Origin of the sequence: Acinetobacter sp. YH12144, from assembly GCF_013418345.1 — a bacterium.
Lineage (GTDB): Bacteria > Pseudomonadota > Gammaproteobacteria > Pseudomonadales > Moraxellaceae > Acinetobacter > Acinetobacter amyesii.
On the sequence record NZ_VPCD01000007.1, the window covers coordinates 171964 to 184269 of the forward strand.

At 41.0% G+C, this 12306-nt stretch carries 12 protein-coding genes and 1 rRNA gene; 9 read left to right on the forward strand and 4 right to left on the reverse strand.

Annotated features, from left to right (window positions below):
* Together FTU79_RS06420 and miaB are read right to left on the reverse strand one after the other, a co-directional pair.
* Window positions 1-1092 carry a PhoH family protein gene (locus tag FTU79_RS06420; protein WP_111885944.1) on the reverse strand — a complete coding sequence of 364 codons (1092 nt, stop codon included), beginning with the start codon at window positions 1090-1092 and terminating at the stop codon, window positions 1-3.
* A gap of 38 nt (window positions 1093-1130) precedes the next feature.
* The gene (gene miaB, locus FTU79_RS06425; protein ID WP_168379136.1) at window positions 1131-2588 is read right to left on the reverse strand and encodes a tRNA (N6-isopentenyl adenosine(37)-C2)-methylthiotransferase MiaB; all 1458 of its coding nucleotides are present in this window, start codon (window positions 2586-2588) and stop codon (window positions 1131-1133) included.
* Window positions 2589-2896: 308 nt separating this feature from the next.
* On the opposite strand from miaB, the gene FTU79_RS06430 reads away from it, so the two are divergent.
* From FTU79_RS06430 to FTU79_RS06450, 5 genes are all read left to right on the forward strand, one after another.
* Window positions 2897-4873 (forward strand): lytic transglycosylase domain-containing protein, encoded by a 1977-nt coding sequence (locus FTU79_RS06430; protein WP_180049300.1) that lies wholly within the window; start codon window positions 2897-2899, stop codon window positions 4871-4873.
* Window positions 4874-4999: 126 nt separating this feature from the next.
* Window positions 5000-5581 carry a ribonuclease I gene (locus tag FTU79_RS06435; protein WP_257224261.1) on the forward strand — a complete coding sequence of 194 codons (582 nt, stop codon included), beginning with the start codon at window positions 5000-5002 and terminating at the stop codon, window positions 5579-5581.
* A gap of 170 nt (window positions 5582-5751) precedes the next feature.
* A complete protein-coding gene (locus FTU79_RS06440; RefSeq protein ID WP_111885948.1) occupies window positions 5752-6738 on the forward strand; it encodes a malate dehydrogenase in 987 nt (328 codons plus the stop codon).
* Between the two features lie 187 nt (window positions 6739-6925).
* Window positions 6926-7186, forward strand: a complete 261-nt coding sequence (locus FTU79_RS06445; protein WP_180003486.1) for a DUF2789 family protein — start codon at window positions 6926-6928, stop codon at window positions 7184-7186.
* Between the two features lie 105 nt (window positions 7187-7291).
* A complete protein-coding gene (locus tag FTU79_RS06450) occupies window positions 7292-7549 on the forward strand; it encodes a DUF2789 family protein (protein WP_078189234.1) in 258 nt (85 codons plus the stop codon).
* Window positions 7550-7600: 51 nt separating this feature from the next.
* On the opposite strand, the gene FTU79_RS06455 is transcribed toward FTU79_RS06450, so the two are convergent.
* The gene (locus FTU79_RS06455) at window positions 7601-8128 is read right to left on the reverse strand and encodes a hypothetical protein (RefSeq protein WP_078192424.1); all 528 of its coding nucleotides are present in this window, start codon (window positions 8126-8128) and stop codon (window positions 7601-7603) included.
* A gap of 71 nt (window positions 8129-8199) precedes the next feature.
* Entirely contained in the window at window positions 8200-8802 is a 603-nt protein-coding gene (locus tag FTU79_RS06460; protein ID WP_111885952.1) for a 2OG-Fe(II) oxygenase, read from the reverse strand.
* Between the two features lie 114 nt (window positions 8803-8916).
* On the opposite strand from FTU79_RS06460, the gene FTU79_RS06465 reads away from it, so the two are divergent.
* The 4 genes from FTU79_RS06465 to FTU79_RS06480 form a co-directional block, all read left to right on the forward strand.
* A complete protein-coding gene (locus FTU79_RS06465) occupies window positions 8917-9774 on the forward strand; it encodes a 23S rRNA (adenine(2030)-N(6))-methyltransferase RlmJ (RefSeq protein WP_168379141.1) in 858 nt (285 codons plus the stop codon).
* A gap of 41 nt (window positions 9775-9815) precedes the next feature.
* A complete protein-coding gene (gene pssA, locus FTU79_RS06470) occupies window positions 9816-10640 on the forward strand; it encodes a CDP-diacylglycerol--serine O-phosphatidyltransferase (RefSeq protein ID WP_078189231.1) in 825 nt (274 codons plus the stop codon).
* A 38-nt stretch (window positions 10641-10678) separates the two neighbouring features.
* Entirely contained in the window at window positions 10679-11755 is a 1077-nt protein-coding gene (locus FTU79_RS06475; RefSeq protein WP_180049303.1) for a DUF6670 family protein, read from the forward strand.
* Window positions 11756-12193: 438 nt separating this feature from the next.
* Window positions 12194-12306, forward strand: a 16S ribosomal RNA gene (locus tag FTU79_RS06480); the annotation flags it as partial.

Genomic DNA, 12306 nt, shown 5'->3' on the forward strand with positions numbered 1-12306 from the left:
TTAAATGTTTTCGTCTTGATGCTGCCCATCAGCTTTAGCATCATTGTCCGCCACCAAGGCTTCCTGACGTGCTTTACGTTCTGCACGTTGTTCAGCCGTGAGGCGATGTTGTTCGCTGTCCCATCCCTCATAGGCTTCAACAATTTTTTGAACCAATTGATGACGTACCACGTCACGAGAGTGGAAGCGAGTAATATGAATTTCTTTGATTTTTTCAATCACACGTAAGGCATGTGCCAAACCAGATTGTTGACCGCGAGGTAAATCGACCTGTGTAATGTCGCCAGTGATTACCGCACGAGAACCAAAACCTAAACGGGTGAGGAACATTTTCATTTGTTCAGGGGTGGTGTTCTGTGCTTCATCTAAAATCACAAAGGAATGATTTAGGGTACGACCACGCATGTAGGCCAGAGGAGCAACTTCAATCACTTGACGTTCTATCAGTTTTGCGACTTTTTCAAAACCGAGCATTTCATACAAAGCGTCGTATAGCGGACGTAAGTAAGGGTCAATTTTTTGGCTCAAATCACCGGGTAAAAAACCCAATTTTTCACCGGCTTCAACCGCAGGGCGAACCAATAAAATGCGTTGAATTTCGTTACGTTCTAGCATATCTACAGCAGCGGCGACCGCGAGATAAGTTTTACCTGTACCCGCTGGGCCGATACCAAATGAAATATCGCTTTGTAAAATACGCTGTACATAGCGTTTTTGATTGGCACCACGTGGATTGATCCGACCTTTACGGGTTTGTAGATAAACATTGTCTAAACCGGTATGCTCATTTTCAGAAAAATCTTCCTGAATTTCGCGGTCAGTCTGACTGCCTTGAATCATCATGTGTAAAATGTCCGCACTAATCTGTGGATTGGTTTCGGACTCTTCATAAAGACGGTGAAGGAGACTTTCGGCTCTCTCTACCGCATCGATTTCCCCATCGACAAAAAAAGCATCTGCGCGATGAGAAATTTTGACATCTAAACGTTGTTCAATTTGTTTGAGATGACCGTTATAGGCACCGAGCATGCTTTGTAAACGGTCAAGTGGAATACCAGCAAAAGTTACAGTACGTCGAATCGCTGCAGTCAAGAGAATTCCTTTAAATTGGTCTGACGATTAAGCTTACATTACGCCACGTCAGGCTCAAGATTCAAGAGTTCACCGTAAACAAACTTCAAAGTTTTAATATCGGTCACTTCAATCTCTGCAAAACGCCCAACCCATGCAGGATCACCGATAAAGCTAACCAAACGTGTATTGTCTGCAGTACCAATCAGCAAGTTCGGATCTTTGTCTGAAACAGACTCAATCAAGACACGTTGAATGGTCCCTAGCATTGCATCAGTTTTATCGATACTGGATTGTTTAATCCATTGTTGAACTTTTGCAAGACGTTCTTTTTTCACATCTTCAGGGGTTGTGTCTTCAAGTTCTGAGGCAGGAGTACCCGGACGTTTTGAGTAGATGAAACTGTATGAATGATCGAAGTCCATATCTTGGATAAATTGATAAGTTTCTTCGAAGTTTTCGTCAGTTTCACCTGGAAAGCCAATAATAAAGTCACTAGATAAATGCATATCAGGGCGAACTTGACGTAATTTAGCAATTTTATCGATATATACATCAATCGTGTGGTTACGTTTCATGGCTTGTAGCACGTCATTCGAACCACTTTGAACTGGTAGATGCAAGTGAGAAACCATTTGCGGTAAGTCACGGTAGCATTGAATCAAGTCATCATTAAATTCAAGCGGGTGCGATGTGGTGTAACGAATACGACCAATCCCTGGAATCTCAGCAACTAAACGTAATAAGTCTGCAAAGGTACAGATTTCCCCTTCAAAAGTTTCACCACGGTAGCCATTCACGTTTTGGCCGAGTAATGAAATTTCACGTACGCCTTTTTCAGCTAAAGTGGCAATTTCAGCCAATACGTCATCGAGTGGGCGAGAAACCTCTTCACCACGGGTATAAGGAACTACGCAGAATGAACAGTATTTAGAACAGCCTTCCATAATCGAGACAAAGGCTTTAAACCCTTCTACACGCGGTTCAGGTAAAAAGTCGAATTTTTCAATATCAGGGAATGAAATATCCACCAACTGAATTTTTTCTTTTTTTGGTTTGACCACTTGCTCAGTATGCTGATCGAGCATTTGTGGTAAACGGTGTAAGGTTTGCGGACCAAACACCATATCTACATACGGTGCGCGTTTTTGAATGTTGTCACCTTCCTGAGAGGCAACACAGCCACCAACACCAATCACCAAGTCAGGATTTTTTTCTTTCAGCTTGCGCCAGCGGCCTAACTCAGAAAATACTTTTTCTTGTGCTTTTTCACGGATAGAGCAGGTATTCATCAGGAGAATATCCGCTTCTTTTGGATCGCTTGTCAGCACATAGCCGTGAGAATCACCTAAAAGGTCGCCCATACGTTGACTGTCATACTCATTCATCTGACACCCTTGCGTTTCGATGTACAGTTTTTTCACTGCTCCATCTTGAGCTGGGGTGTGCTGTGGCTGGGTAACAGTGTTATCTGGGGCAGCTTGGGCACTATTCGGGATGAAGGTTTGAACCGTCATGTAGGCTCCTAAAGGAATTTTATGAAAATCAATAACCATACGTGGCTGACAGACAATTCAATCAGTCGAATTGTGCAGCTGCGGAGGTCAAAAAAGGGGATTTTAAGAATGGGCAATATTTTAGCAGTAATTCACTAGAAACTTACAGCCTAAAATTACAACTCTGCCATATTGATTTATGAAGTAAAAATGTTTGAAAATTAATATTGGCTAATCATAAGGTTACATAACAGAACACAATGCAGAGTTTAGAATTATTAAACTAATTCCTAAACAAAGTTCGATGTGCTGTAACTGAGCAGAATGACATGAAAGAAGGCAAGTGGATGTTAAAACATAATTTTAAACAGAAAAATTACGCTAAATTACTTGCTTTGAGTGTCGGGCTCTCCGGAATTTCTGCGTTTGTCCAAGCCGCAGATGAGCAGTTTAACGATGCTTTACGTGCTGCGAATGCAGGCAATATTAGTTTATTACAACAATACCAATCATCCATGCAAAATGACGTTTTGGGCTATTATCCAGAATATTGGTTACTGAATAACAATTTGGCTTCACAGCCAGCAAGTGCCATTATTAATTTTGCACAGCGCTATCCAAATTCGGCAATGGCAGAAAAATTAGCCGCAGATTATGTTGAAGAAAAAGTCAAACAAGCTGATTTCGCTACAGCACAGCCTGTCTTGCAATATGTGACTAATGCTGACCGTGCTGAAACATGTGCCATGGCTCAAGTCCGCGCAAAGTCGGGCGACCCTCTGGTCTACGCAGAATTTAAAGATGTATGGTTGACCACAAACTCACAACCTGACTCGTGTACGGGCTTGGGCCGTATGATGCTGTCGAGTCCTTTAATGACTCAAGATGACCGCCATCAACGGATGTGGGGACAGTTAAGAGCGGGTCAGTCAGGACAAGCGATTGCGACTGCGCAAACCATTGGCGTAAATATTAATTTGTCACAACTCAACACCATTCAAGCCAATCCACTGAATTATTTATGGTCTGCACCCAAAGCCACAGCTGAAGATCATGCATACCTGATTTATGCGATGGGTCGCTTGGCCGATAGCGACTTAAATGGCGCGATTTCTTCGGTGAAACGTGCAGCAGAAGGCACACCAGCCGATGTACAAAAAGCCCTATACCGTAGTGTCGGGTATATCGGTGGTACAACGGTAATGAAAAATAATTTCAACCGTGAAGTTCTAAATTATCTTGATTTGAGTTATGGACTGCCTTTTAGTGCAGAAGAAGCCGAGATTTATGCGCGACAAGCCATTCGTTTTGGCGCATGGGAAAGTGTCATTCGTGCAATTGATGCGATGAGCGTTTCGCAAAAGCAGGAAGATCGTTGGCAATATTGGTTAGCACGAGCATCTGAACAACGTGGAGATGCCTCATCTAAACGTGCGGCAAAAGAAATTTATCGCAAGCTTGCCGTTGGCGATGATTACCATAATTTGTTAGCACGTGACAAAATTGGTCAGTCTTATAACAATATTCCGTCAAATGTGCAGCCTTCGTCACAAGATGCGCAGCGTCTCAGTCAGGATATTCACTTCCGTCGTGCCTTTGCATTGCGCAATATTAATGCATCTGACAGCTATATTAACCGTGAATGGAACTGGGCAGTGCGTCAAGCCTACTTAAAGCATGATGATGGCATGATTCTTGCCGCAGCTAAACGTGCAACCAATATGGGGTGGTATGATCGGGCGATTTATGCAGCAGATCGAACCACTAAACAGCATAATTATGCTTTACGTTATGCTATGCCGCATCAAAATTATGTGGTGAGTCATAGTCGTAATGCCGGCATTGACCCTGCATGGGCTTATGGCTTGATGCGTCAAGAAAGTCGGTTTGTTACTAGCGCACGTTCACATGTCGGTGCCGGTGGTTTAATGCAAATTATGCCAGACACAGCAAAATTGGTGGCTCGTCAGATGGGGGAGAGTTATAACCCCGCTGCATTAACGGATATGAATACCAATATCCGTTATGGCACTTTCTATTTATCGATGATTCAACGTCAATTGAGTAATAGTCCAGTATTAGCGACCGCAGGTTACAATGCGGGTCCAAATCGTGCTCGACGCTGGCAGCCTGAGTATCAAGCGATTGCAGCGGACCAATATACGGAATCGATTCCATTAACGGAAACTCGAGACTATGTAAAACATGTGATGACCAATGCAACCCATTACGGCCTTTTATTGGGTCAGGGACCCCAATCGATTGAAAAACGAATGCAAATGATTCCATTACGGAATGCGCAATAAACCTTAAAGCAAGATGCGCCTGCTTTTAGGTGCAATATGGGTAAATAATGAATGCCGAACATGGACATTAGACCTGCTTATCGAATACTGACATCACTGCTCATCGGCAGTGGTGCAGGCTTTAGTATGTCTGTGCTTTCGGCAGCACCCGTGGTCAATGGTTATGTGATGGATGTGCAAATGGTGCCTGCTGTTTGCGCTTATGACCCATTAAAAAGTAAAAAGCGTAAATGTCTGGAAGGGTATTCACTCAATATCACGGGTCTATATCCAGAAACTTCTACCCGTGATTGCACCACCAATAGTTCAGCTAAACTTTCTCCGTTGCAAGCCAAAGTGGTTGCACGGATTATGCCTGATGAAAATGCTCGCGTGGCGCTTTGGCACACTACCGGCGGCTGTATCCCAATGAATGCTAGTCAGTATTTCAGAACCATTATTAATCATGCAGATAAGCTAAAAATTCCAGATGAATTGACTAGCCAAGAAACCCAATCCATTCAAGCCAATGTCTTGCGTAATAAAATGTTGCGTATGAACAGCGGATTGGTATCCCAAAGTATTGAATTTAACTGTATGCAAACCCGTGGTGGCAGTTTACTGACCGAGATTAAAATTTGCTATAAAAACAATGGGCAGTATAAAAGTTGCCCTGCGACTATTGTCGGAAATTGTCCTGCAACTTTCATAATTAAAGGTTCTTTCTAAGCTTTTTTCGGCATTTTATTTATATTTCCTATCATACTTTTGTTGAAAAGCATTCTCTTTTACATGCAAGCGTCAAAAGATTGGAGTACAATCTTTGCCGTTTATGATTATTAAGATTAGATAGAACAGCTATTTAATCATTATGACCTTCCTCAATTGGAGATAATTACATGAAGCAAGCAGTTCGTGTTGCCGTTACTGGCGCAGCTGGTCAAATCGGTTATAGCTTATTATTCCGTATCGCAAGCGGTGAAATGTTGGGTAAAGACCAACCAGTTATCCTTCAATTATTAGAAATTCCAGTTGAGAAAGCTCAACAAGCGCTTAAAGGCGTAATGATGGAACTTGATGACTGCGCATTCCCTCTTTTAGAAGGTATGATCGGTACTGATGATCCTAAAGTTGCATTCAAAGATGCTGACTACGCTCTTCTTGTAGGTTCACGTCCACGTGGTCCTGGTATGGAACGTGCTGACCTTCTTAAAGTAAACGGTGAAATCTTCATCGGTCAAGGCCAAGCACTTAACGAAGTTGCTAGCCGTGACGTTAAAGTTCTTGTTGTAGGTAACCCTGCAAACACTAACGCTTACATCGCAATGAAATCTGCTCCAGATCTTCCAGCGAAAAACTTCACAGCAATGTTACGTCTTGACCACAACCGTGCGTTAACTCAACTTGCTCAAAAAGCGGGTGTTGCAGTTTCTGACATCAAAAACATGACTGTTTGGGGTAACCACTCTCCAACAATGTATGCGGACTACCGTTTTGCAAATGTAAACGGCGAAAGCTTAAAAGACAAAATCAACGATGCTGCTTGGAACAAAGACGTGTTCCTTCCAACTGTTGGTAAACGTGGTGCTGCGATCATCGAAGCACGTGGTCTTTCTTCTGCTGCTTCTGCTGCAAACGCTGCAATCGACCATATGCGTGATTGGGCGCTTGGCACAAACGGCGAATGGGTAACTATGGGTATTCCTTCTGACGGTTCTTACGGTATTCCTGAAGGCGTAATGTTCGGTTTCCCTGTAACTTGTGAAAATGGCGAGTACAAAATCGTTCAAGGTCTTGAAATCGACGAATTCAGCCGTGAGCGTATCAACTTCACTCTAAACGAGCTTGAAGAAGAACGTGCAGCAGTTGCTGACATGGTTAAATAATTTAATTTTTTAAATTAAATTATAAAAAGGCACTCCATTTGGGGTGCTTTTTTATGGCCTGCGAAAAATATCACGCTTAAGTTTTGAACAAAAAATAACACGTTGAGATGCTGTTGCAACTGACAAAGTCAAATAAACAGATAACTATAAAGATGGGAGAAATGTTATTGGCTTGAGGAGAACGGCAATGTTTGATCAACAACCGACGTTGGAACTATTTTTTGAACAATTGGGGTTGGATGCAACTCCGGAAGGCATCGATCAATTTATCGAAACGCATCAAATCACCATGGATGTTCCATTGCATGAAGCGCCATTTTGGACGAAGTCACAGCGTGACTTTATTATCAGTCATTGGAAAAAAGATGATGACTGGGCCATAGTGGTCGATATTTTAAATGAACAATTGCATACAGAACATAAGCTTTCCGGATCATGCAAAATCTAAATACAATTTGAAACAACAAACCTAGTTTTAACGCTAGGTTTTTTTATCGGCATCATATAAGTTAATTAAATAATAAATGACAGATTAGTTGATAAGGAGGGCGAGATGCTCAATCAAAATAAACCATCCTTAGCTTTATTGTTTTCTCAATTGGGGTTAGCCAGCAGTCCAGCTGCGATCGAGTTATACGTGCGTACGCATCAGCTTGCTGCAAGTGAAAATTTACATGATGCGCCGTTTTGGAATAAAGCGCAGCGTGATTTTCTAATCAGTCATTTAGTACAAGATGATGATTGGGCGATTTGGATTGATGAGCTGAATCAACAGTTGCATATGGATGCATATAAGCTGCAGCCAGCATAGATTTCATTTCTCCACAAATAAAAAAACACCTCCTCGGAGGTGTTTTTTTATTTAGTGCAGTTTGCTTTGGCGTAATTCTGAAAACCAGTCTTCTTGGCGATATGGATTAAATGCAGGATGCTCAAGTAATGTGGTCAGTTTGAATTCTTGAGATTTGCAGTATTTATTTAACCAGTGGCGGGTTAACGCAGGTTCCTGTTTTACCGCAGAGGCATAGGCCAAGTAGAAGTAAATGTCGCCATGTTCAGCTTTGGACATCGGTTTCATAATCTGCTGGGTAATCAGGGCATAGCGCTGCTCTTGGGTAATTTCAAAAAATATCATATAAGCTTTGGCTAAATGTACAGACAAATTGATGTATAGCTCAATCGGCATTTCTTCAAATTCAATCCGGCTTTGCTCAAGTAGAACAATGGCTTCTTGCAGAAAATACACTTGTTCTTGATGGTTCTTACTTAAATTAACCAATTGCAGGCGTAAGTCTGCACGCTCAAGGGCAAGTTCAGGGCTGTTGCCTTGTAGAAATAATTGATCGGTTTCGCCAATACGCTGAATAATTTTATGACTGTTTTGACGCATCGGGTACATCCTCATCTATGAATGACTCATATATGAGGATAGTTTAAGGGATTTAAAGGAGGAATCTCGAATTACCACATCGAGTTGTCATTACGTAGCCAAGCCGTAATCGATAAACGTTGATGTTTTGCTTCGAGTACCTCGTGTAATAGGTCACTTTGGAATAACGCAATGCGATTCGGTTTAGGTTCTAAAATATGCCAAACATCATTCTTATCTTGTAAGCGCAATTCACCGCCCCAGTCAGCTTGCCAATATTCATGCAAATAATAAACCGCTGAAATGACACGTCCATTTTTGCCTTGAGGATTATCTTTGTGTAGTGCATAAAACTCACCTGCGTTATAACAAGCAAAATGTGCTTCGACTTCGTGAATGTTAGAAAAAAATGCGCGATTAAATTGTTCTGATAAATGTTCTAAGGCTTGAACGTGTTCTTGTGCGACATCTAATGTGTCGTTAATCCATAAAATATGATCACTTCTAATTTTACTGATGACTCCATTTTGTACGGCTGCATCCCTGAATTTATTTAAATTTGACATACATTCTTCAACAAGTGCATGTATATATTCTGCAGGATAAGCGTCATCAATAATGCTAAAACCGTGTTGATCTAAATCATCGAGGATTTGATCAACCGGCCAAGACTTTGGGAGAAAGGCTGTTTCCATATACGATCCATAAAGTTGTGGAAAAAAAGGTGACGTATTCTAGAGCAAGAATAGCATCGGAATGAAACTATTTTTCATGCTAAAATGTCCGTTGATATTAGGAATTAAAGAAACATGAATTACCGTCACCATTTCCATGCAGGCAACTTTGCCGACGTGATGAAGCACGTTTTGCTGCTTCAGTTATTAAGTCGACTGAATGCAAAAGATAAACCTTATCGCTATGTAGATACACATGGTGGTGCAGGTAAATATGATCTTTCGACCTCTGAAGCACAGAAATCAGGTGAGTTTTTAAATGGTATTCATCGTTTAGTTAAGCTCGATGATTCAATTAAACGCAATGCGCCTGAAGGTGTTCAACAATATTTAAAAGTTGTTGAAAAAATGCGTGAAAACTTTGGTAAAGGCGCTTATCCAGGCTCTCCGTGGTTCGCACTTGAAGGCATGCGTGAAACTGATAAAGCCACGATTTTTGAAATGCAGCGCGATGTATTCCAACAATTGCGCCACAATATTTTTGATAAACGTGCAGGCTTGCATGAACGTGATGCTTACGAAGGTTTATTGGGCGTAATTCCACCAAAAGAAAAACGTGGTTTAGTCATGATTGACCCGCCTTACGAATTAGAACGTAAAGATTTTCCACAGCTTGTAGAATTGTTGGTGGCTGCTTATAAAAAATGGCCGACAGGCGTTTTTGCGGTATGGTATCCAATTAAAGACCGCGCGATGATTGAACGTTTTGAAAAGAAAATGTACAAAACCGGCATTCGTCGTCAGTTGGTTTGCGAAATTTGTGTATGGCCAGATGACACTCCAGTCGGTCTAAATGGTTGTGGTTTATTGGTGATTAACCCACCTTGGAAATTCTCTCAGGATGCGGATGAAGCATTACAATGGTTGTTCCCACATCTTCGTATGAATGAAAATGGTGGTCATGCAGCCGTACGTTGGTTAGTTGGCGAATAATTTTAAACTTGAAAAAGAAAGGTCACAGTTAGGATAGAACAATGACAAATACAAATAAACCTGAGCGGGAAATTTCTTCAAAGGATGAAAATGCATTTGATGGCATTACATTTGAAGTTGAAGAAGAGGAGCACACCCATGAAGGGCATAAAGTGAAACGTCGTGGGATCTATCTGTGGCCAAACTTGATTACAACCGCAGCGTTGTTATCCGGCTTTTATTCAATAATTGCCAGTATGAATGGTGAATTTCAACAAGCCATTTATGCTATTTTTCTTGCAGCATTATTTGATGGTTTGGATGGACGTGTCGCACGTGCTATCGGCGCACAAAGTCCATTTGGTGAGCAGTTTGACTCCTTATCAGACTTGCTAGCATTTGGTGTTGCACCTGCCATTTTAATGTATAGCTGGAGTCTAAATGACTTAGGCCGTATTGGCCTGGCAGCATGTTTTGTTTACACCGCATGTGCAGCCTTCCGTTTGGCACGTTTTAACGTACAAATTGGGGTCGTCGATAAACGTTACTTTATTGGTGTTGCAAGTCCACTCGCAGCCGTTATGATTATTTCATTGGTATGGGTAGGCATGGACATCCCTGCGGTCTTCGACTTACGCGAAACAGGTATTCAGATTTTTAATGCGGTAGTGATTATTGCAGTGGGTCTATTGATGATCTCAAATGTAAAATACTATTCATTTAAAACGGTGGATCGTCGCCGTGTTCCATTTGCGGTGTTACCAATCATAGTCTTTGTTTTAGCAGCTGTAACGTATAATATTCCAATGGGTATTTTAATTATTTCAGTGATTTATGCATTGTCTGGTTTTGTCACCACCTTAATGGCAAAAAAGGCAGAAGCATGAGTTAAAGCATGAAATAAAAAAATGAAAAGGAGCTTGATATGCAGATATTTCAAGATTTCTTGGATCAATCAAGGCGACTGAATCAAGCTCCAGATTTACAACATAAAAAAATAAATTTACATGCGCCGAATACGCCATATCCTTCAGTCCATTATGGACTTTGTCTACCGAATCTTCCTGCGCCATTACATTATCTTAACTTTATGAGTTGGCTCGGGCAGCCTCAGATTCCTGCTTTTCAAAATCCTGCGTCCATTCAACAAGACGAACTTAATACAGCCACAGTAATGACCAGTGTGAGTGGTCATATGGTTGGTCAATTACAATCCTATTCCATTAAAGATGACTGTAGTCTGAGTGAGACCGTCTTTACGTTTAGAGATAAAGAGCAGATCGGTTGGGATGGAGCGGTATTTCAAATCCATCGAGCAGATACTGAACTCAGTTTAGATTTGTCCGTGCAAACTACCGATATTTCCTCGTGTTTAATTAAATTAAGATTAGGTCTTGCTGAATATTGGTCAGTGATGTGTCAATGTGAAGGTCAAATCAAATTTCAGGGCCAGATGTATGATGTAAATCAGTTGGCGGTTTTGTCTTATGCACAAATACGCAAGTTTCCATATTTACCATTAGCGTTTTATACCCATCAGGTCATCAACCTCAGCCGACAGCGTCAAATCATCTTTATGCAAACGCGAGATCGTTATAACAATATTTTGAGTTCGCGTTTATATCTAAGAGATTTAAATCAGCAGCAAGTGTTCATGGCAGACCAAGGCGTGTTCTTTAAAGTCATGCGCGTTTATCCTGTGGTTAAAACCCCCAATTTGCAAAAAATGTATTTACCACGTGAATTTGAATGGATTTACCAAAATGACAAACTAAAAATACATATACAAGCGCAGAGCCGTGGGGATTTTAAATTTGGACTCGGCGCTGGCTATGCAGGAAGCTTTAACTATCAAATTAAAATTAACGACGAAATCGAGTGTGGGGAGGGTGGCTACTGTGAATATGTCGATTGTCGAGCTTTAAAATGGCAAGAAAAGAATGAAAAAGATAAATTAACGGACAAATATGGAAATATTGTCCCTTTTATGCTCAAAAAATAGTAAAAAAACTTAATTTAGTAGAATAAATAAACAAACGTAATGAAAAACTAAAAATAAATGGAAAAGGGTGTTGCAACGGTCCTGAAATGCTGTAGAATGCACATCCATCGGTGGTGATGAAGATTAAAACTTCTGATAAAACAATGACTTGGTTGAATTGATTAAGTTAGGTTTTATTTGATGAGTTTAAAAATAATTTGAATTACCAGTTGACTCTTTAGAAATAAAGAGTAGTATAGCCGACCTAGCTTGCTGGTGACGAACCAACAAGAAGATCATTAAGAGATTATGAAGAACAACTTGTGTGGATTTTTACTGATTGATTGATCGAAATTATTTTCATTGATTAATGGTAGAAATTACTCGAAGTTTATTTGAGCAAATTTTTGTCAGTAATTGATGAGCCAAGATTGGTGCCCTATAGGTACTATTGATTTTAAACTGAAGAGTTTGATCATGGCTCAGATTGAACGCTGGCGGCAGGCTTAACACATGCAAGTCGAGCGGGAATAGGTAGCTTGCTACCGATTTCTAGCGGCGGACGGGTGAGT